Origin of the sequence: Rathayibacter sp. AY1D1 (assembly GCF_002932635.1) — a bacterium.
GTDB lineage: Bacteria > Actinomycetota > Actinomycetes > Actinomycetales > Microbacteriaceae > Rathayibacter.
Map to the genome: position 1 here is coordinate 1 of NZ_PSVY01000042.1, position 18318 is coordinate 18318.

Below are 18318 nucleotides of genomic sequence, written 5' to 3' on the forward strand. Positions count from 1 at the left end.
GCGTTCGGCTCTGAGCGCGACGACGGTTCCCGCGAGAGCGAGTGCGGCGGCTGCGGTGAAGAGGGCGGTGGCGTCCCACCTGTAGTGACGGATGGTGATGCCTGGTGAGGTCTCGCTGGCTGCGTAGGTGCAGGACAGGCCGAGCGGGTAGAGGATCTTCTCGCCCGACACGCGGCTGGAGTAGAGATCGATCCCGTCGGGGTACTCGCTCTTCTGGCACTGCACGGCGCCCGGTTCCCAGCCGGTCTGAACCCAGCCGATCGTGTGTGTGAGAAGGGCGACTGGGGTCCCGACCACCATCGCGAGGATGCCGAGCGTCTTCGCGGTCCGCAGTTCCAACCCGTCAGAGTAGGGCGGACACCACCCACCACGCGCGTCCCGCAAGGGGATCGGTCAGCGCTTCACTTGGGTTCGGCTGAGTAGGTGCGTGCCGCCCAGCTTGGCCAGTAACTCTCGGCCGCGTCTAGGTCGATGCCGCGAAGACGGATGAGGCAGACGTCCTGGTCGCTGCGGGTAACTACCCAGAGGCTATGGGGCCGGCCGTGAGCTCGCTTCGGGATCCAGGCCAGCACCTCGTCAAGGTCGGTTTCTGAAAGCTCCCACTCTTGGTTCGACGTGCCGTCTTCGGACCAGAAGTGGACGCGGTACGTCGGACCGTCGACCTGCAAGGTTTGGTCGCGCGGATCGTGCAGCTCTGCTTTCATGCGCCCACTGTAACTATCGGGGTGCTCGAGGCTGGCCCGTATGGGGATTGATCACCGGGTCGTCACGCGGTGCGGCCGAGCATCGCAGCGGACGCTGCGGCGCAGTTCTGCGGGCGACGCGCTCGATCGTGTCTTCAGAGCATGGCGGCCTACCGAGGCGACTGCTTCAGAGGACTTGTCCGTCACCTATGGCTTTGGGGCCTTCAACGATAGTGAAGGCCGCTCCGGCGCTGAGGGAGCTGTAGTCGATGTCGTACAGAAGCTGAAGGGTCACTTCGCTCGTCTCGCCGGGATCGACTTCAGTAGCCTCGCTGCTGCGCACGATCACGCCGAGATGCGTTCCGTCGCCGCCGACGACGACGACATGAGGTCGGTACCTTCCGTCGAGACCGATGGGCGCCTTTCGGCCGCCGTCGCTGGTTGGACGGAGACGGATCCTCGCGCGAACCGTTCTCGCGTCTGATTGCGGTGGTGTCACCGGCTGACCACTATGCCTACTGTTCGATGCATGGACTGATCATCGCAGCCGCGCTTCGCGTCCCGGATTGGGATCGTTCAGCGCTTCGGTCGCAGGGGCAGGCCGGTCCGCCCAGTAGGCGAAGGATTCCGATCCTGGGCCCGCGTCAGGAGGCGTCGCTGTCTCTAGTCGAGGCGTCGATCGAGTCGAGGGTGACAACCATGACGGGCTGTATCGACCGCGTTTGAACTGCTCGAGCGTCTTCCACTGCTCGAGCGTCTTCCACTGCGCTGCGGACGAGCGTGAAATGGACAGACCCTGATGCGAAGTCGGCTTCGGGGTCGACAGAGATTGGCGACGACTGAAGCGACAGGACGGCTTGAGCCGCACGGCCCGCCGAGAGTCGAACCATTCGGGGGAGCAGCCCGTCGATCAGGAACAATCCTTGTGCGACCACCTGCTCCCGCCACGATACGTTGGCGGCCGGAAGGTTCGAGCGTAAGTGGATGCTATTCACCCACCACTCCACTCCCCAAGCATCGGACGGCGGAGCCGTCCGGAGGCGAGAGGCGGCGTAGGCCCGAAGTACAACCGAGTCACCTGAACGAGTGAACCCGCGTTCGATGAGCGGTCGGAGCGTGGGATCGTCGTTCAACCAGCGCTCCACGGCTCAACTCTGTCACGCAGTGACGTTGCGCATCGTCCCGTAAGGGAATCGACTGGCGGGCTATTCCTCGATCGGTTCAGCGCCCTCGAGCGGAGTCAGCGTCGCCCAGAATCCGTTCCCGGAACTGAGGTACAGGCGGAGGGGCTGGTCGGTGTCCATCGGGTCTCCGTCCGGGTAGAGGTCGGTGCCGCTGCACGCATCAGGCATCGACACGACGCGGATTGTCTCTCCTGCAATGAACGGTCCCTTCTCTGTCTCATCCACGGTGACCATGTATGCGGATGCTGCGACGCTGAAGACGCTCTGAGTTCCCGAGGCGCGAGGGGAGGCAGTCGTGATGACCGCTTCGGCGACTTCGTAGCGGGCTTCCGCGGATCCAAAATACGCCCAGCCCGGGCATCCCGACGTCTGCACCGCCGGCGCGCAGCCGGCGGCGGTGAGCAGCGCCGCTCCGGTTGTGAGCGCGGCAGCAACTCGAATGCGGTGACGCGAACCCGAGGTCATGCCGGTGACGCTACCCGCTCAGCTCCGTCCCATATGGGGATCGTTCTGCGGATCACCAAGTCGCCGGGCCGACCTCCGCCGGGTGCCGTGGTTCAGCGAGAGAGCCCTCCCGCTGTCAGCTTGCGCGGACCGACAGGTTCTTGCCGAGCTGGGTCCAGCCGTCGCCGGTGGCGTCGTCCGGTACGGCGTCGTCGGGGTGGATCTGTACCGTCCAGTCGTTCTGCTTTGACAGCTTCTCGCCGCAGCCGCTGACCGGTTCGTCGCCCTCGTTGACGATGACGCAGTGTCCGGCTCCCTCGCGAGGTAAGGCCAAGTAGAAGTCGAGGCCCTCGACGGACCCGGCGAACCGGATCGAGTCGGGATCGAGCTTGTCTCCGACGCTGCCGAGCGAGGGGAGTGCGTCCTGCTCCTGCTGCGCCCTGTCGTAGTCCGAGTACACGGTCGGGTCGTCGTAGACGGTGGTGTCCTGCGCGCACCCGCCGAGAAGAGGAAGGGCCATGAGCGCGACCGAGGCCGCACCGATCTTGAATCCGTAGGTCGATCGTTTGTGGCCCATGGCGTCCCCCGTCGCGTTTCGCTCACCCTACTTCGCCTGAACTCCAGAGCACCGGCTCTCATCAACGGAGCGAAGAGCGCGAGGCTGCCCGTTCCGTATGGGGATCCCCTAACGGGACGACGCAAAGCCGATCGAAGGTCAGTAGGCGACGTCAGCGGGCGCTGGCTTCCCGACTCGGCTGTGATCGGGCCGACGGGCTCGGTGGGAAGATCTGGCCAGGAGGAGACCTGCAGTCACAGCAGCCAGCGACGTGGCGACGCCGGTGAAGGGCAAAGTGTCCGCGACATCCCACGGGAGAAAGAACGCTCCAGGGTCGGTGAGGGGGTTGATGACCAGGAGGAGCCCGACACCAATCAGTGTGACGGGTCGTCCCGGCGAGAGCACGAGGGCGCCGAGTATCACGAGCGGGAAGGCGATGGCCCAGAGGATCGTCGTGGCGATCCACGTGAAGTCCGACTGTGTGGCGCTGTAGCAACCCTCGTTCAGGCCACTGAAGCACGAGCTCCAATGCACCAGGAACGCGGCGGCACCAGCAGCGCCGAGCGATGCGATTGTCCATCCAACCAACGGGCCTGACTTAGCGAGTCGCTTCATGCGCTCACCATAGGACTCGAAGGAGAACCTGAGCTAGATCCACATGGTCGAAGCGAAGGCCACCGCCGCGCCCCCACTCGCTCTGATGAACGATCGTTCAGCGAAACCATTCCAGGCCTGGAGCGCGGCGATCCCACCTGAGGGTCAGAGGGTGGGGAACCAGCTCGAGTTGTCCACGATCCACAGCGACACAGAGTTCCAGAGCCCGGTGATGACGAGGACGCCGATGACGATGAGGAGCACGGCGACGGCCTTGTTGGCGTAGGCGCCGATGCGGCGCAGCCAGCGGCGTGAGCGTGCTGCGCGGGCGAGGACGAGTCCGAGTAGGAACAGCGGGGTGAGCATGCCGAGGAAGTAGACGAACCCCAGCGCGACGCCGAGTCCCACGGTGTCGATGTTGGAGGCGAGGCCGTAGGCGATGGCGAGGGATGGGCCGAGGCAGGGGTACCAGACGGCGGCGCAGCTGATTCCGAGCAGCAGTGCTTTCGCGGCCGAGCCGACTGGGGTGGAGGTCTTCGTGATCCAGGGGATCCGGAGGAAGCCGAGGGAGTAGAGGCCGGCGGCGATGAGTAGTCCGCCGGCGATGAACGTGTACGGCGGCCGGGCGAGGTTCACGTTCGCGCCGAGCGCGAGCAGCAGCGCCACGGATCCGATCAGCACGAGAGCGGCCCCGACCGCGAACGCGAGGATCGACCACACCTGTCGAGACGGTCGAGCCCGTCCGTCCCCTGTCGAGGTGAGCGCGCCGACGATGCCGGGGAGGATCGGTGCAGCGCAGGGGGAGAGCAGAGCGAGCGCGCCCGCGAGGAACGCGGTGCCAAGCTCGGGGAACATCCCCTCACCCTAGTTTCCGGAAAGGGCGCGTCCTGGCCCCGCGCTTCCTAGGCTGACCTCGTGACCTGGACAAGTCGACCGCGCAGCATCGCAAGGGTGACCGCTCGAACCCTCGCCATCACGGCCATCGCTGCCGCGGGCGCGGCCTCGCTGAGCGGGTGCTTCACCACCGCCGAGCGGCCGCCGCTCACTTTCGCGGACCTCGACCGGGCGGCGACCGACGCCGATACGTTCCCGACGCTGCCCCCGCGGGCCTCCTCGTCCAAAATGGACGAGACCAGCTCCCGGCTCGTCGGCCGAGTCGGCGACCGGTCGCTGTTCCTGGCGCGCACGAGCGATCCGGAGACGACGTGCCTGACGAGCTTCGCTGACGAGGACACATGGAACCAAAGCTGCGGCGTCGGCGGGTTCGACTCCACGGTCGACCGGAACACTCTCCATGTCGTCCCGGACGGCGGGAGAGTCGAAGAGACGTGGACGCCGCTGAGCGAAAACGTCTTCATTGACAGTCCTGGTGTGCGGTGACGACGATCGAGGAGCTTCGACTGGATAAGAGAGGCAGGGAGCGGATGACTCAGAATCAAACTCGACTGCTCTCGTTCGCGTCGGCAGGAGCCCCGATCTTTGCAGTCGGGTTCGATGCTCGAGGAGGTCGCGGCGTTTCAAGTGCGAACTCCTTCTACCATCACCCCTCATTCCGACAAACGTTCTGGTCGCGGGTGAACCAGTGAAGCGTCGCGTCAGGTGGCGCTGGATTGCTCTCGCGGTCATCGTCCTCGTGGCGGGGTTTCTTCTCTCAAGCGACCTATCAGGGAGCTGTATGGACTACGTGAACGCGCCAGGCGTGTGCACTCGCGCCAACGAAGACCCGAGAACATGGGTCCTCCTTGTGATCGGTCCCCTGATCCTTGTGGGTGCGCTCTACCAAGCCTTCCGGCGTAGGTGACAGACGAAGAGGTATGCCCCTCTTGGGAGCGACATACTGCTTCGCGGGCGGGAGCGGTTGATCTATGACCGTCCTGGTCGTCGTGCAGAGATGGTTGATCGGTTGAACGGCTGGCGAGGTGCCGATTCGTGGCCCGTCTCAGGTGGCTGGCGGTGCTGTGATCTCGAGAGAAAGTTCGATCTCGATCGGGTCACCGCTGTGTGAGCGTAGGGCAAGAACAGCGGGGCCGGTGGGCAGGTCGGCGGGGAGGTCGAAGGACTCGTTGACAGTGGATCGTTCGCCCTTCGGTATCGGTCGGCCGAGGAGTATCTCTTCGCCGCTCGCGGAAGGGGTGATGGTCACCGTGACGTCCGAAGCTGCGCGGCTCGTGCCTCCGGTGTCTTCACACGTCTCCCAGATGAAGTCGGCGCTGAGCCGGACCACTCCGTCTGGTTGCAAGGTCGACTCTTGAAGCTCGACCGCCTTTGCGGCGCAGGATCCGGCCGAGCTCGAAGTCACGCCGGCGCAGCCGCTAACGCTGAAGACCATGCCTGCCGCGACGACAATGGATGTCAGCCCTGCTGTCCGTCCCTGCCTCATGCAGGTCAGTGAAGCATTGCGCGCTCCTGCTCTCATCACGAGCGCCGCAAACGTCATCAAACCGTTGATGTCCCGCACTCGGCCTTCGGTAGAGATCCGGAGGGCAGCGCCGGTCGAACCTCCCGTAACGGGATCGTCGTCCGGACGGTGAAACTACCCACTGACATCCGGCGTCCGGTGGCGGTCCCCTGCTGAACGGTGCGGGGAGGCAGCCCGTTGCACTTACTGGTCGAGCCGTCGAGCGAAGTGATGGGCGGTGATGTCCATCCGTTCGCGTAGGTAGAAGCGATGCGCCTCGAAGCGTTGCACGCCGGAGTCGAGCTCGATCGCGCTGCACCCCAGTTCCCGGCCTCGCTCCGCTAGGGCGGCTAGGAGTGCCGCGCCGTGACCGTGGGATCGCTCGGCGGCGGCGGTGGAGAGGTCATCGACGTAGAGCTTCCTGATGGCGCTCGTGTTGACGACTACTCGCCAGCCGGCGACAGCCACGCAGCGATCGTCTTGCAGTAGGGCGGTGAAGCGGAGACCTTGGGGCGCGCCTTCTCGCAGTACCAGCTCGAGCAGTTCGTCAGTGAGATGGGGGCGCAGCTCGCGGAGGACGAGAAGAGCGGCCGCCCACCGCGCGTCGCCGGGCTCTAGATCAATGATCACGGCGAGGAGACTAGCGCTCGCATCGTCCCGTACGGGAACGGGTTAGAGGGCGTCCCGTAAGGGGATCGCCCACCGGGACCCCCACGACCTCTTTGGCTGCCCTCTGACGCAGCGGCTCCACGGTGGAGAGCGAGTTCGGGCGGGGTCAGCTCCGGGGTCCTCGGTCGCTCCTGTGACCGGTCGAGCCGCTTAGGCCATCGCGCGTGCGAGTGCCCCGCCGGGAGGTCATCGCGTAGCGACGGCGAGGTTCAGTTTCTCACCGACGCGCAGAATCTCGTCTGAAGGGAAGCGGAACGGGTTGAGGTAGAACAGGTCATCGGCCGTCATGCCGAATCGTGCCGCGACGTCCTCTGCGAGGTCATTGCGGGCGACCGTGTACGACGTCGGCGTTCCGTCCGTCGATGTCGTCTCGCCACGCGCTGCTGCACGTGGGCCGGCGTCCTTGGCTACGAGATCGCTGCGTTGAGGCTTCACGCTCCATTGGACGTCAGCGACAGCAATGATCTTCATCGAGCAGTCGGAATCGTTCTGCGGTTTGGTGGTGATGACGAGCTGATCGATCGCTGTTGGATCGCCGCGGAACTCTGCGAGGTTCCGCCACGCCTTGTAGGGCTTCCCTGACTCCCCATCCGCGAGACGCATCGGGAAGTCGACGTCGAAACAGGTGGTCGTCGCATCGACCGGACTCAGCGCCGCCATGACCGCGACGAAACCTGAGGAAGATGTGGTCGCGGCGGGAATCTCTAGCTCGTCTGATGCCAGAGCCAGCCGGCCGTCAGCCGCACTCAAACGGATGGTGCCGGCCGTCCCATTGCTGCCCGTGAACGTTGCCACGCCAAGGTCACCGGTCAGTGCGGCGTCGGAGCTGCTGTCTGTGGACACCGGAGGCGGAGCCGGCGGTTCAGGCTGTGGCGTGCATCCCGTGACGACGATCAGGCATGCTGCGATCGCGACCGTTTTTCGCGCCTTCGAGAATGTCCCCACCAGCTCAGGGTAAGCGACGTCCCCGCTCTTCCCTTGGTCGTGCGGTTGGGGCGACCGGATGGAGTGCTCGCGATTTCCTCCGCAGAGGTCAGCTAGGGGCTACAGCAGCTTGCTAGTGTCCGGGCCTATGGATGAGCCCCGAAAGCGCGGACGCCCTTTCGTCATCGCGGGAACGACGATCGCGGCTGCAGCCGCCCTCTGTGCTCTCGTGCACTACGCCGGTCTGGCCGTATTCAGGACCGAGGGGGACGTGCCGGCGGCTTCGGCCGTCGACCTTCCAGACGGGAGCGAGCTCGTCAGTGAGACTGTCGAGTGCGCCTCCGGTGGGTGCTGGCGGCTGCTCTCGGTGCGCCCGCCCGACGCGATGACTCCCGAGCAGCTGTCGAGCGAGCTCGGAACGACGCCGCAAGCGCGCATCGCAGGAACACTCTGGGACCCGCGCACCATCACGGTGAGTTCCGCTATCGACGGACCCCTCCTCGAGGTCCGGGCCGATTACTGGTCACAGGAGTACGCGCCCTAGGCGCGCGAGTGACGCGTTCTCGAGTCGACAGCATTGGCGCCCCCCGACTGTTTCGCTGGGGGATCGCTTACCAGATGTCCTGCTCCTCACGCTGCGTCAGGGGCGACGGTGGCGGAGATCCGCCGCGTCCGTTCGATGATCAGGATGTCGGTGACTCGGATGCCGAGTGCGGTGAAGAAGCCAGCCACCGCATTCCAGTAGAGAGTCCAGAGGATGAGGCCGCCAACTTCGTTCTGGTCGTCCCGGGGTGGAGCCCAGTCGGCGTTCGCGGCGTGGACCTGCCAGATCACAGCGAGGGCGATGCACAGCAGGCACGCTCCGAGGCCGAAGGCGAAAAGGATCTTGCTCCCGGAGTTCGTGCAGCCGAATCTCCACAGCACGTTCCTGAGGACGATGAGCCACACGGGGATCGCTCCGAGCGAGAACGTCCATTGCTCCCACGTCACGAGAATGCCCCCGGCTCGCAGCGAGCCGGATCGTCGGCAGGTGCCGTCGTCACTCTTCGGAGAGCGGGGGAGTGGTCGCGATCATTTCAGGAGAAGGTGTCTCGTAACCGCCGATGATGAGCGTGCTGGTGTCGGTCCAGCTCGGCTCGGAGTAGGCAACCGGCTCGGGGTTTCCCGCGGCAGGCTTCTCGCTGGTGATCCCGGTAGCCACCGCACCCACAGCAAGGAAGCCGGCGACGATCCCTGCGACCGTCACGGTAAACACGGTGTTGCGAAGCGTCTGCATCGTGCTGCCCCTCGAGTAGGTCGAATGGTGGGGAGCGTACCAGCGCAGGTGCTCGCGACGCCATGCTACTGGTCCCGTATGGGGATCGTTCACCGGTACACGCAGACGCGACACCGAGCGCCGCGAAAACCCGCGGCGCTGAGTGTCCCGTTAGACCCGTCCGATGATTTGTTCGGTAGGGGGGCGTCAAACGGGATACTGGTCAGATGGCTGAGCTGATCGGATACGCCCGGGTCTCGACGGACAAGCAGGACGCGCAGGCGCAGCGTGACGCGCTGCGCGCTGTGGGGGTGCCGGCGGATCGGATCTACGTCGACGCCGGCCTCACAGGGTCCAACCGTGAGCGGCCCGCGCTGCGCGAGGCCCTGGCCGCGTGCGACACCGGCTCGACCCTGTTCGTGACGAAGCTCGACCGGCTCGCGCGGTCGATTACGGATGCGCGCGACATCGTGGACGAGCTGACCCGCAGGGGAGTGCGGTTGAACATCGGCGGGTCGCTGCACGACCCGACTGACCCGATGGGCCGGCTGCTGTTCAACGTGCTTGCGATGATCGCGGAGTTCGAGGGCGACCTGATCCGGTCGCGCACGCGCGAGGGGATGCAGATCGCGAAGGCGAAGGGGCGCCTGCGCGGCCGCCAGCCGAAGCTCTCCCCGAAGATCGAGGCACACCTTGTGGCGGAGTACCGCTCGGGCAACTACACCGTGGCCGAGCTCTCGGAGCAGTTCGGGGTGACGCGCTCAACGGTCTACCGCGCGGTCGAGCGCTCGAACATGACAGAGTTGCGCGCCGTCGACGTCACCCTTCCGCTCCCCGAGGGAGAGCGGAAAGACTGAGTGCCCAAATGGTCACTTGATGCGGCGTGTCGGATCGCGTTAATCACAGCCACAGCCCTACGTTAAACGCATGGCTTCGACGCGGCGTCCCCGAGGAACGATGGTGGATCCCACCAACGTCGCCTGGACCGTCGAGCGCCAGGCTCGCGACGACTTCAATGTCATGGCGCTGCGCGCGAACGTGTCGGCTGCGGTGTTCTTCGAGCGCCTGGTCGAGCACGTTCAGAGCGAGCTGACCGACGAAGGAATTCCGTCCTGGTGGCCTGCACAGCCGACTCTCCTCGAGGAGGAGCTGCCCATCGACACCCGTTAACGCATTAGGCCCGCCGCTCTCGCGACGGGCCTAGAAGCCTTGGCTTCCCACCTCGCACAGTTTGGCGACTCAGAGGTGTGAAGCAGTCCCACCCAAGAACCGGTATCCAGCCGGGCCTTCGGTGTACCCACCCGGAACGTACCCGGAAGGAATGCCCACATCGTAACAGCGGAGTCCGTCTCCGTGCACACCCGACCCACCCTTTTTTCAGGGGAGGAGTCGGTCGATTGTGCACCTGAGACGCCACAGGCAGCCGCGTCGCGGCCGAACAGTTCTCGAGCGAGCTCATGGAGCCCCGAGCCGGCGCCAGGCGCGTACGGTCCGCTTCCGGCGTGGACGTCCGGAGCGCACTGGTTCGACGCGCTGATGGACGCGCTGGGGACGTCGCCGGGGGAGGAGCTGCGCCGCGCTGCACGTGTCGCTCCGGACACGCTGCTGCGCGTCGCTCGCGCCGACTGGCTGGCGGCCGACGTCGACACCGGGCGCGGTGTGACGACGGCACACGAGACGGTCGCGGCCGCGCTGGGCATGTGCGGCAAGACGGTGCAGCGGGCCCGTGCGCTGATGGAGTCGCTGGGCTTCGCCGCGACGGTTCTCGACGGCCGCTACCTGACCCGCGCTGAGCGGAACGCGGCGCACGCGGCGCACGGCGGCCGACAGCTCCGCATGGCCTCCACGAGGGCGCTGATCATGCCGCGTCCCACGCCGGCGACCTTGCCTGCACCGACGTCACGGACGGGCGAATCTTTCGGTTCTGTGGAGAATGTCCAGCTACCCCGTAGGCGCCCACTTACATCTACAGCCCCAGTTAAAAGACACTCACCAACGCGCGGTGAACCGCGCTCAGGAGCCGCTTCGCGGCAGCCGAGGCGACGGAGTGATGCAAAACGCAGCTCGACCGGTCGGCCGGCGGTTCCCAGATCGATCGAGTTGCAGCGCTTCGCTGCTGCGCTGGCCCATCGCATCCCGTGGCTCGCCCGTGGAGTGCACATCGGGCACGTCGTCGGGATGCTCGACCGCACAGGTATCGACGTCTCCGAGTGGAGCGTCGAAGGGCTGATGTTCGCCATGAACGCCTGGCTGTCTCGCGACGGTCGCCGTGTCCCGGAGACGTTCACGAGCCGCAACGCGCTCGGGTTCTACGGGTGGGTCATCCGCCGGGTCATCACCGAGCACTCGCAGCTCGACACCGCGCGCCGGGTCGCTGCTGCGCAGCGCGACGCCGACCGTGCTCGGGCCGCTGCGGAGCGAGCGGCCGAGGCCGCCCGACTTGCGAGCATCGACCAAGACGAGGTGGACCGGATCATCGCGAAGATGAAGGCCGATCAGCGCGAGTTCGAGCGTGCAGCTCGGGACCGCGAGATGGCCCGCAAGCGCGCCGCCGCCGAGGTCCGCGAGGAGCTGGCCGCGCGCGCTGCGGAGTTGCGCTCTCGGGGCTGAGCACGCACCGAGGCCATCCATCCGATAAGCGGCGCGATGCCGGAGACGGGCGGCCGTCAGGAGTGCCCCGCAGGGGCATCCCGAAGGGACGCGCAGCGCTCTTGACGGTCGATCGGCGCAGGCAAGAGTGAAGCGTCGGATGGACGGCCGGACCGCAGCCGGCGCGCTTGTCGTGGGAACGGAGAAGCCCCCGCGAGCATGAATGCTCTAGCGGGGGCCTCCACAGCGACGAGGGGGGTTGTCGTGCACGATCAAATTACTCGTTCGGCCACGTCGCCAGAGCGTCGTAGTGAACGATCGTCGGCACTCCGTCGACGGTCTGGATCGTCGTGCCGGGCTCTCCGAGTCCGGCCCCGTGTGCGATCGCCGCGAGGACCAATCGAGTGTGCGCCAGGTCGAGGCCGGCGACGTCCTCGCGGAGGTCGACCGGGACTCCCTGGCCGAGAGACGAGGCGATCCGCGCGATGCGCTGCTCGCCTCCACTGAGCGCTCCGATTTCGTAGGCGAGGCGGTCGAAGTCGACGGCGCTCGTCTGCCAGGCGTTGTCGGTCTTGATCCACGGCGCACCGGCGTAGACGAGACGCGACCGGATGAGAAGTTCGACGGCCGCGGCGAGAGGGTTTGAACCCTCCGCCCACGAGCGGACCTGCGCGTGCAAAGCAGCGGAGGCGTGGTTGGTCATGCCACGTTCTCCATCGACTCCGCGCCGTTGTTCTCCGTCAACTCGGCGGCGGGGGCGTCAGCAGTAGTCGACCGTCGAGAGCGGGTGACGCGCGCTCGCGGCTGGTCAGGCCGCGGCACTCCTGCTGCGCGGAGTTCCTTCTCTGACCATCCCGACGCCAGCGCCTCAGCCCAGGCCTTTGCGTGACGGTTCTGCGCGTCAGCGAGAGCGGTCCGAGCAGCGTCCGTGTCGTTCGCGGCGGTAACGATCGTTCGGACGGCATCGACGCGCTTTTCGACAGTCGATTCGAGGAGGCGGCGCGCAGCGTCAGCCGCGTCCTCTGGGTTTCTGGTGTTGTCGCTCATGCCGTCAGGGTACATGCCCAAATGGGCATCTGAAAGGCGCGATTACGTCTCCGTTTCGGAGGCCCAGTTCTACCGCCGCGGAGTGCCGCTCGCGGTCCGGCTTCGTGCTCCTTCGCTACGCTCGGGCACGGCCGGTTTGTGGAGCAAGCTGTCGACTTACCGCCGGTAACTCGCTTGCCGACCTGGCGCTGCGCGCCGGCCGGGGGCATACTGGTCGTATGGTCCCCGCCGATTTGGCGGGTTCGCTGCGCTGGGCCGAAGGACAGGAAGGACACGCCGATGAGCGAAGATCGCGGTCGTGCGTTGTTCAGCCGTAAGCGGCGAGCGAACGTCGAGGGAGACGAGAAGCGGGACAAGCCGTATCGCGTCTACGTCACCGACGAGGAGCGGGTGCAGCTTGAGGCTCGGGCGGTCGTCCAGAGCGTCACGGTTCCCCGGCTGCTCTTCGAGTCCGCGATGAACGCCCAGGTGCGGACCGACACGGAGTGGAAGCAGGCTGTCGCCGAGCTGTTCTCCGTGAACTCTCGCCTCGAGAACCTGACGAACAACGTCAACCAGCTCGCCAAGTTCGCGAACACCGAGGGCCGATTCCCTGACGAGGCTGCGGCGATCTACCGCGAGTTCCAGAAGCTCGCTCCCGAGATTCGCGACGCCGTTCGTCGGGTGGCCGGCCTGTGATTCCGAACGTCACCTACGGCGGCCGCATGGACGGCCTGATGACCTACCTTGCGGGCGAGGGGCGCTCGAACGAGCACACCGAACAGCACCTCATCGCCGGCAACGGCGCGATCATGGCGATGCACGGAGAGAGCGTCCTCGACCACGCCGCCGCGCTCGCTGTCGCGCGCGATCTGAACCTCCCCAAGGAGGCATTCGGCGTCACCGTGCAGCGCGCGGAGAAGGTCACCGACCCGACCACCGGTGAGCTGATGATCGACTCCCGTACCGGGAAGCCGGTCACCGAGAAGGTCGACGCCGACGTGTGGCACTGCTCCCTCTCGCTGAAAGCCGAGGAGGGGCAGTTGAGCGACGAGAAGTGGGGCCAGATCGCCACCGAGTTCGTGCGCCGAATGGGGTTCGCTGGCGAGGACATCGGCAAGGCCGACTGTCGGTGGGTCGCCGTGCGGCATGGTCTCTCGAAGAACGGCAACGATCACATCCACATCGCCGTCTCCCGAGTGCGCGAGGACGGCACGAAGGCGTACATCCCCTACGACAAGCGCCTCGCCCAGAAGGTCAGCCGTGAGCTGGAACGCGACTTCGACCTACAGCCTTTGCACGCTCCGGAGCGCGAGCTTGGTGAGCGCGGAGTCGTCCCCGGCGAGCGTGAAGCTGCACGCCGACGAGGCGCCGTCGAGGTCGACGCACACCGACTCGAACGCGCCGTCCGCTCAGCCGCGACCAGTTCCGCGGACGAGGGTGAGTTCGTGCGTCGAATGCGCCAGGCCGGGGTGCTCATCCGCCCCCGCTACGCCGCCGGTCGAGACGACGTTGTCGCCGGCTACTCCGTCGCGCTGCGCCCCGACAAGGGAGCGCCGGTCGTCTGGCACGGCGGTGGGCGCCTCGCTCGCGACCTGACCCTTCCGGAGTTGCGGAAGGGCTGGCCGGACGAGCCACAGACTGCCCAGGCAGCCGTGGACGAGTGGCGCGCCACCGCGAAAAACCCGTGGCGGTACGAGCCGGTGAAGCCTGGCCGCGAGGAGGCCGAGCTGTCGAGTGACTTGTACTCAACCTACGCCGAGGACATGACCCGGCTCCACGACTACCTGAGCACCGTCGACCCGTCCGATCGGGCGACGTGGGCTCACGCTGCACGAGAAGCATCCGGGGCGTACGCAGCGTGGTCGCGGCGCCTCGAGCCGACTCCCGGACCGCTGGCCGAAGCGTCGCGCCAGCTCGCCCGATCCGCGCACCTGCGCGCGCACGAGTCGACGCCGCGGCCGACCGCGATGCCGTCGATGGCCGGCACGACGATGCTGATCCTCGCGACAGCCGGGAAGCGCAACAAGGCCGCCGAGGAGGCGATGTTGCTGCGCCAGATCGTGCGCACCACGCGGGCGATTATGGACGCCCACAAGGCCGCTGGCGACGCGCGACGCACCCAGGAGCTCGCGGGGACGATCCGGAACCAGTTGAAGGCGGTTCACGAGGGCTACAACGCGCAGATCCAGAAAAACGCCTGGGATGCTCTGCCCGAGGACACCCGTCGCGCACGCGAGACAGTGCAGGCGAGTTTCGCGACCGGGAGCCCGGTGCCGACGAAGCTCACCAAGGCTGCGCCGGACGCCACATCTATCGCTGCCCCGCAGCGCGGCGCTGAGCCGCGCGAGCGCGACGGACGCGACCGCTAGACCTACACGAGTGAAGGGGAGGCATCACTATGGCTGACGACGACGGAGGCGTGGAGGAGTCCATCAACTCGTCCGCACGGATCGCGCTCACAATCGCGGTCCAGCTGGGCGAGAAGCTGGCTCGCGCGTACCAGGAGGCGATGCGTGAGGCTCAGCAGCGCAGCGCGATCGAGGCGCGCGAGCTCGCAGCCCGCTACGAGGCTGAGCGGGCGTCTGCACGGCAGGCCGTGACAGTCGTCAACGATCCCCAGTGGTGGGATCAGGCGACCGTGCATGACGTCGCCCGCGTCGCTGAGACGGCCGCGGCGTGGAAGGACGCGGACCCGCAGATCGCGTCCGCCAGCGCCCTGATCGCGTCCGAGGCGAAGGAGCGCTACGGCGTCGACGTCGCCACGCTGCAGGGCATCGCCCGCGACACCCCGACCGAGCTGGACCTCGCGAAGCAGTGGGCCACTACCGCCGCACCCGAGGGGTACCACCGGCACGACGAGGACCGTCTCACCATGCCTGTCGGAGACGCCCGAGAGCCCAATCTTTCGGCCGAGCGTGCTCTCATCGAGGACTACCGCGCAGCGGTCGCAGGCGACATTCCCGCGATGCACGTAAGCCTTGCGGAGGAGTGGAAGCGCGCCAACGATCCGGTCGGCTACCAGGACTACCGCGTCGAGACGGCCGTCGCCTTCGATGACGACGGACGGGTGCAGCCCGCAGACCCGGCCGTTGCCGAAGCCGCCCGCGCCGCTCTCGTGCAGGAGTGGCGCACGGACCAGACCGGCGGCTCTGCCGTCGACGCAGCGGATGCCGAGCGGGCACAGTCGCAGCGCGACGTCACCGAAGCTCAGGTGATGGTCACGGAGGCCGACCGCCTCGACCGCGCCAACGACGCATCCCAGAACACGTCCGTCGAGATCCCCGTCGACGGCGAGCGTCGCGCCGATGAGCTCGAGCAGCAAGCTGCTCAGTACGACCGAGACGCGGAGGCCGGCGGGACACCCACGCAGAGCCCTGAGGAGCTGCGTAGCCTCGCTGAGGACGCTCGTGCCCAGGTCGCGCTCTACCGAGACGACAGCGGCCAGCAGAGTGCCCCCGACGCTCCCGCACCCGCTCAGGAGGGGCGTGCGGCCGCGGCACGCTCCGAAGGAGAGCTTGCGTACGACAGTGCCGAGCGGCGAGCACACACCGCAGCATCGATGCAGGCTCAGAACGTTCCCGAGGAGCAGGTCAACGCGCGGATGACCGTCGACGCCTCCTTCGCCACTCCTGCGCGCGGCGCGGAGGCCACGAAGCGCACTCGCGTCCCCTCGACGCGAGGCGCGCGTGGCCAGGGTGCTCAGATCGAGCGGTCCGAACCAGGTCGCTGACGCTGGAACAGAGAAGGGCCCGCGACACCGGTTGGTGTCGCGGGCCCTTCTCTGTCCGTCGTCCTCAGCCCTGTGCGTCCTCGGGAAACATCCCGGTCGGAGGGGCTGTGTAGGGAAGCATGTCGCCCGGCCGGTTCTCGTCTGTCGACGTCGCGAACGGGCCGCTGGGCGAGAGCAGGACTCGCATGTGCGGGTCGAGGTGATTGATCCAGTAGGCGCTCAGGGAGCCGGCGCTGGTGCGGATCTCTTCCCACATCCGCCAGAGGGCTTCGATGCGGGTCAGCGCCTCGACGCTGCTCCACCACTCAGCCGCCCACCGATCGCCGGCGGCCTGGCCCTTGGCCGTCACCCGGCGTCGATAGGAGGGCCGGAGGAACTTCCTGACCCACTCGTCGGCAGATCCGAAGTACGTCGCAGGCACCTCCTCCTCGTCCACCTCCTCCTCGACGGGGTGCAGCGTGACGGGATCCGTGTCGACGTCGAACAGATCCTCGTCGCTCATCGCTCGCCCCGGAGAGTCGCGTTCTGCTCCGCGTCGACGTCCGCCGCAGGCTGATCCTCGAGCGGAGGCATCACCGTCACGACAGGCGAGACGGGTGCAGCGTTCGCCGGTCCGCTGCTGGCGTCGTGGGCGGCGATGGAGGCGTTGATCGCGGCGACCTGCTCCTTCGGCCCGTTGTACCAGGGCACCGTGTCGACCAGCGCCGCGCGGGCTCCGGAGGAGAGCATGATCGCCCGTCCGCGGCCCATGCTGGTGAGGTCCGCGACTTCGAGGATCTTCTCTCGCCGCAGCGCCGAGGTGGTGGAGCGCACACCTTTGTTGTAGCTGGCGGAGGTGGTCTCCTTGTCGTAGGTGCCGATCAGCTCGGAGAGGGTGCGCAGGAACTCGTCTTCCGCGACTCCGCCGGCGTACAGCTTCACGTTCGCGGCGGACCAGAGCTTGAGCATGCCCTCCTTGCCGAACACGCCGACGCCCTGGGACCAGGACTGGAACACGGCCATGATCGGGATCCCGCGCGATCCGTAGTGGGAATACAGGTCGGGGAGGTCCTTCCACCGGCAGACGTTCGCGGCCTCATCGAGAACGGCGACGAGCGGCGTCGCGAGGCGCCCTCCGCGGGAGCGCGCGGCGTGCTCCTCCGCGGCCTCGATCGTCGCGGCGGTCAGGGCGGTGACGAGGGGTCCGGCGGTACCGGCGCCCTCCTTCGACAGCGAGTACAGCGTCTGGGTCGACGTGACGAACGTCTCCGGGACGAACTGCGGGCGGGTGTCGTTCGGGCGGGCGTTCACCCAGTCGGCGGTCGCGGCGCTCTTCAAGCACACGGCCATGCCCTGCGCGGTCGAGTAGATCCCGTCGCGGGCCTTGTCGGCGGTGTTCATGATGCCGCGGACCGCTCGCGCGTTCGTCGGGTAGCCGTTGTCGTGCAGGAGCTCGACGGGTGTCTCGTCCTCGACGGAGGTCAGCCAGAGCAGCACATCGCTGATCGGCCGGTTCCCGGCCGCGGCCGCGAGCAGCAGGTCGGACAGCAGCTCTTGGCCCTTGCCGTCGAAGTAGGCGTCGGTCTTCGCGTTCATCGCTCGGGTGCCGGAGGCGAAGTGCGTCGCGAGCTTGGCGGCCTTGGTGTCGTCGGTGACGTAGGAGAGGGGGTTCCACCACCAGGTCGCGTCCTCGAACGCGACGCGCTGCGGGTCGAAGACCCACACGTGGCCCTTGGCAGCGCGGACGTCCCTGGTCGCGTCGAGCACATCGCGCTTGTTCGACGTCGTGACCACGGCGCCGGGCGCAGCCATGATCGCGGGAATGACGAGGGAGGTCGACTTGCCCACGCGGGGGCCGGCGATCAGCAGCATCATGTCCTCGAACGAGGCGTAGAGCATCTGCTTCCCCAAGTGCAGCCGCCCCACCGGGACGCCGGGGTTCTCAGCGACGCCGAGGCGGGCGGACTTCTTCAACGCCTCCTTGCGCATCATCGGCGCCAGATCGCGCGGAGTCGCCATGTATCGGGCGGCGTGGTCGACGCTCGAGCGGTTCTTGCGTCCGAGCGAGCGCATCCACACGAGCCAGACACCCACGAGGACGATGACGGCTCCGGCGGCCGCGGCGATCATCGTTGCGGACGTCGACCACACCACTTGGCCGCGGAACAGGCCCGAGATGATTTCAAACGGGTCCGAGGGCAGGCCCTCGTTCACGCCGTCGAGCTTGGAACCGACCGCGACGGCCACCCAGACGATGCCGATCGCAGCGATCGCCGCGAGGGCT

At 67.0% G+C, this 18318-nt stretch carries 23 protein-coding genes; 7 read left to right on the top strand and 16 right to left on the bottom strand.

The features are described 5' to 3' along the window. The 7 genes from C5C56_RS16255 to C5C56_RS16270 form a co-directional block, all read right to left on the bottom strand. Nucleotides 1–339 (bottom strand): hypothetical protein (locus C5C56_RS16255; protein WP_146086521.1); only part of this gene is annotated, 339 nt, incomplete at its 3' end. Between the two features lie 62 nt (nt 340–401). Then, a complete protein-coding gene (locus C5C56_RS16260) occupies nt 402–704 on the bottom strand; it encodes a hypothetical protein (RefSeq protein ID WP_104234409.1) in 303 nt (100 codons plus the stop codon). A gap of 166 nt (nt 705–870) precedes the next feature. Beyond that, entirely contained in the window at nt 871–1032 is a 162-nt protein-coding gene (locus tag C5C56_RS18065; RefSeq protein ID WP_181027273.1) for a hypothetical protein, read from the bottom strand. Nucleotides 1033–1888: 856 nt separating this feature from the next. Next, nucleotides 1889–2332 (bottom strand): hypothetical protein, encoded by a 444-nt coding sequence (locus C5C56_RS17670; RefSeq protein ID WP_146076925.1) that lies wholly within the window; start codon nt 2330–2332, stop codon nt 1889–1891. A 115-nt stretch (nt 2333–2447) separates the two neighbouring features. Beyond that, entirely contained in the window at nt 2448–2888 is a 441-nt protein-coding gene (locus C5C56_RS16265; RefSeq protein ID WP_104234410.1) for a hypothetical protein, read from the bottom strand. A gap of 138 nt (nt 2889–3026) precedes the next feature. Then, on the bottom strand, nt 3027–3482 hold the full coding sequence (locus C5C56_RS17675; RefSeq protein ID WP_146079385.1) for a hypothetical protein: 456 nt from the start codon (nt 3480–3482) through the stop codon (nt 3027–3029). 144 nt (nt 3483–3626) lie between these two features. Continuing rightward, nucleotides 3627–4316 (bottom strand): cytochrome c biogenesis CcdA family protein, encoded by a 690-nt coding sequence (locus C5C56_RS16270; RefSeq protein WP_104234411.1) that lies wholly within the window; start codon nt 4314–4316, stop codon nt 3627–3629. A 96-nt stretch (nt 4317–4412) separates the two neighbouring features. Between C5C56_RS16270 and C5C56_RS16275 the strand changes: the two genes are divergently transcribed. Next, nucleotides 4413–4841 (top strand): hypothetical protein, encoded by a 429-nt coding sequence (locus C5C56_RS16275; RefSeq protein ID WP_104234412.1) that lies wholly within the window; start codon nt 4413–4415, stop codon nt 4839–4841. A gap of 559 nt (nt 4842–5400) precedes the next feature. Here C5C56_RS16275 and C5C56_RS16280 read toward each other — a convergent pair. The 5 genes from C5C56_RS16280 to C5C56_RS16305 form a co-directional block, all read right to left on the bottom strand. Continuing rightward, a complete protein-coding gene (locus C5C56_RS16280; RefSeq protein ID WP_146079334.1) occupies nt 5401–5919 on the bottom strand; it encodes a hypothetical protein in 519 nt (172 codons plus the stop codon). A 144-nt stretch (nt 5920–6063) separates the two neighbouring features. Next, nucleotides 6064–6489, bottom strand: a complete 426-nt coding sequence (locus tag C5C56_RS16285) for a GNAT family N-acetyltransferase (protein ID WP_104234413.1) — start codon at nt 6487–6489, stop codon at nt 6064–6066. A gap of 225 nt (nt 6490–6714) precedes the next feature. Continuing rightward, entirely contained in the window at nt 6715–7473 is a 759-nt protein-coding gene (locus C5C56_RS16290; protein ID WP_146079335.1) for a LysM domain-containing protein, read from the bottom strand. 609 nt (nt 7474–8082) lie between these two features. Next, nucleotides 8083–8400, bottom strand: a complete 318-nt coding sequence (locus C5C56_RS16300) for a hypothetical protein (RefSeq protein ID WP_146080962.1) — start codon at nt 8398–8400, stop codon at nt 8083–8085. Between the two features lie 91 nt (nt 8401–8491). After that, nucleotides 8492–8728, bottom strand: coding sequence for a hypothetical protein (locus tag C5C56_RS16305; RefSeq protein WP_104234417.1), 237 nt, complete (start codon nt 8726–8728; stop codon nt 8492–8494). Nucleotides 8729–8934: 206 nt separating this feature from the next. On the opposite strand from C5C56_RS16305, the gene C5C56_RS16310 reads away from it, so the two are divergent. From C5C56_RS16310 to C5C56_RS16320, 3 genes are all read left to right on the top strand, one after another. Further along, on the top strand, nt 8935–9564 hold the full coding sequence (locus tag C5C56_RS16310; protein WP_104234418.1) for a recombinase family protein: 630 nt from the start codon (nt 8935–8937) through the stop codon (nt 9562–9564). Between the two features lie 100 nt (nt 9565–9664). Then, a complete protein-coding gene (locus tag C5C56_RS16315; protein ID WP_258061513.1) occupies nt 9665–9877 on the top strand; it encodes a hypothetical protein in 213 nt (70 codons plus the stop codon). Nucleotides 9878–10807: 930 nt separating this feature from the next. Then, entirely contained in the window at nt 10808–11317 is a 510-nt protein-coding gene (locus C5C56_RS16320; protein ID WP_104319948.1) for a hypothetical protein, read from the top strand. 256 nt (nt 11318–11573) lie between these two features. Here C5C56_RS16320 and C5C56_RS16325 read toward each other — a convergent pair whose 3' ends face one another. Together C5C56_RS16325 and C5C56_RS17680 are read right to left on the bottom strand one after the other, a co-directional pair. Continuing rightward, the gene (locus C5C56_RS16325; protein ID WP_104258229.1) at nt 11574–11999 is read right to left on the bottom strand and encodes a hypothetical protein; all 426 of its coding nucleotides are present in this window, start codon (nt 11997–11999) and stop codon (nt 11574–11576) included. Beyond that, nucleotides 11996–12343 carry a hypothetical protein gene (locus tag C5C56_RS17680; RefSeq protein WP_146079339.1) on the bottom strand — a complete coding sequence of 116 codons (348 nt, stop codon included), beginning with the start codon at nt 12341–12343 and terminating at the stop codon, nt 11996–11998. The genes C5C56_RS16325 and C5C56_RS17680 overlap by 4 nt, the downstream gene beginning before the upstream one ends. 279 nt (nt 12344–12622) lie before the next feature. On the opposite strand from C5C56_RS17680, the gene C5C56_RS16330 reads away from it, so the two are divergent. Genes C5C56_RS16330 through C5C56_RS16340 form a run of 3 tightly spaced genes read left to right on the top strand, consistent with a single transcriptional unit; the run spans nt 12623 to nt 16055 of the window. Further along, nucleotides 12623–13021, top strand: a complete 399-nt coding sequence (locus C5C56_RS16330; protein ID WP_146079340.1) for a plasmid mobilization relaxosome protein MobC — start codon at nt 12623–12625, stop codon at nt 13019–13021. Next, nucleotides 13018–14694 carry a relaxase/mobilization nuclease domain-containing protein gene (locus C5C56_RS16335; RefSeq protein ID WP_104234423.1) on the top strand — a complete coding sequence of 559 codons (1677 nt, stop codon included), beginning with the start codon at nt 13018–13020 and terminating at the stop codon, nt 14692–14694. The genes C5C56_RS16330 and C5C56_RS16335 overlap by 4 nt, the downstream gene beginning before the upstream one ends. Before the next feature lie 29 nt (nt 14695–14723). Further along, nucleotides 14724–16055 carry a hypothetical protein gene (locus C5C56_RS16340; protein ID WP_104234424.1) on the top strand — a complete coding sequence of 444 codons (1332 nt, stop codon included), beginning with the start codon at nt 14724–14726 and terminating at the stop codon, nt 16053–16055. Nucleotides 16056–16119: 64 nt separating this feature from the next. Here the strand turns inward: C5C56_RS16340 and C5C56_RS16345 are convergent, their stop codons facing one another. Together C5C56_RS16345 and C5C56_RS16350 are read right to left on the bottom strand one after the other, a co-directional pair. Further along, nucleotides 16120–16557 (bottom strand): DUF4913 domain-containing protein, encoded by a 438-nt coding sequence (locus tag C5C56_RS16345; protein WP_104234425.1) that lies wholly within the window; start codon nt 16555–16557, stop codon nt 16120–16122. After that, the coding region (locus tag C5C56_RS16350; protein WP_104319949.1) for a type IV secretory system conjugative DNA transfer family protein at nt 16554–18318 on the bottom strand (1765 nt) is incomplete at its 5' end. The genes C5C56_RS16350 and C5C56_RS16345, both read right to left, overlap by 4 nt.

Excerpts from the sequence above, each read along its gene's own strand:
- C5C56_RS16260 (WP_104234409.1), bottom strand. The coding sequence starts at position 704 with ATGAAAGCAGAGCTGCACGATCCGCGCGACCAAACCTTGCAGGTCGAC.
- C5C56_RS17670 (WP_146076925.1), bottom strand. The coding sequence starts at position 2,332 with ATGACCTCGGGTTCGCGTCACCGCATTCGAGTTGCTGCCGCGCTCACA.
- C5C56_RS16265 (WP_104234410.1), bottom strand. The coding sequence starts at position 2,888 with ATGGGCCACAAACGATCGACCTACGGATTCAAGATCGGTGCGGCCTCG.
- C5C56_RS17675 (WP_146079385.1), bottom strand. The coding sequence starts at position 3,482 with ATGAAGCGACTCGCTAAGTCAGGCCCGTTGGTTGGATGGACAATCGCA.
- C5C56_RS16270 (WP_104234411.1), bottom strand. The coding sequence starts at position 4,316 with ATGTTCCCCGAGCTTGGCACCGCGTTCCTCGCGGGCGCGCTCGCTCTG.
- C5C56_RS16305 (WP_104234417.1), bottom strand. The coding sequence starts at position 8,728 with ATGCAGACGCTTCGCAACACCGTGTTTACCGTGACGGTCGCAGGGATC.
- C5C56_RS16310 (WP_104234418.1), top strand. The coding sequence starts at position 8,935 with ATGGCTGAGCTGATCGGATACGCCCGGGTCTCGACGGACAAGCAGGAC.
- C5C56_RS16315 (WP_258061513.1), top strand. The coding sequence starts at position 9,665 with ATGGTGGATCCCACCAACGTCGCCTGGACCGTCGAGCGCCAGGCTCGC.
- C5C56_RS16325 (WP_104258229.1), bottom strand. The coding sequence starts at position 11,999 with ATGACCAACCACGCCTCCGCTGCTTTGCACGCGCAGGTCCGCTCGTGG.
- C5C56_RS17680 (WP_146079339.1), bottom strand. The coding sequence starts at position 12,343 with ATGAGCGACAACACCAGAAACCCAGAGGACGCGGCTGACGCTGCGCGC.
- C5C56_RS16330 (WP_146079340.1), top strand. The coding sequence starts at position 12,623 with ATGAGCGAAGATCGCGGTCGTGCGTTGTTCAGCCGTAAGCGGCGAGCG.
- C5C56_RS16340 (WP_104234424.1), top strand. The coding sequence starts at position 14,724 with ATGGCTGACGACGACGGAGGCGTGGAGGAGTCCATCAACTCGTCCGCA.
- C5C56_RS16345 (WP_104234425.1), bottom strand. The coding sequence starts at position 16,557 with ATGAGCGACGAGGATCTGTTCGACGTCGACACGGATCCCGTCACGCTG.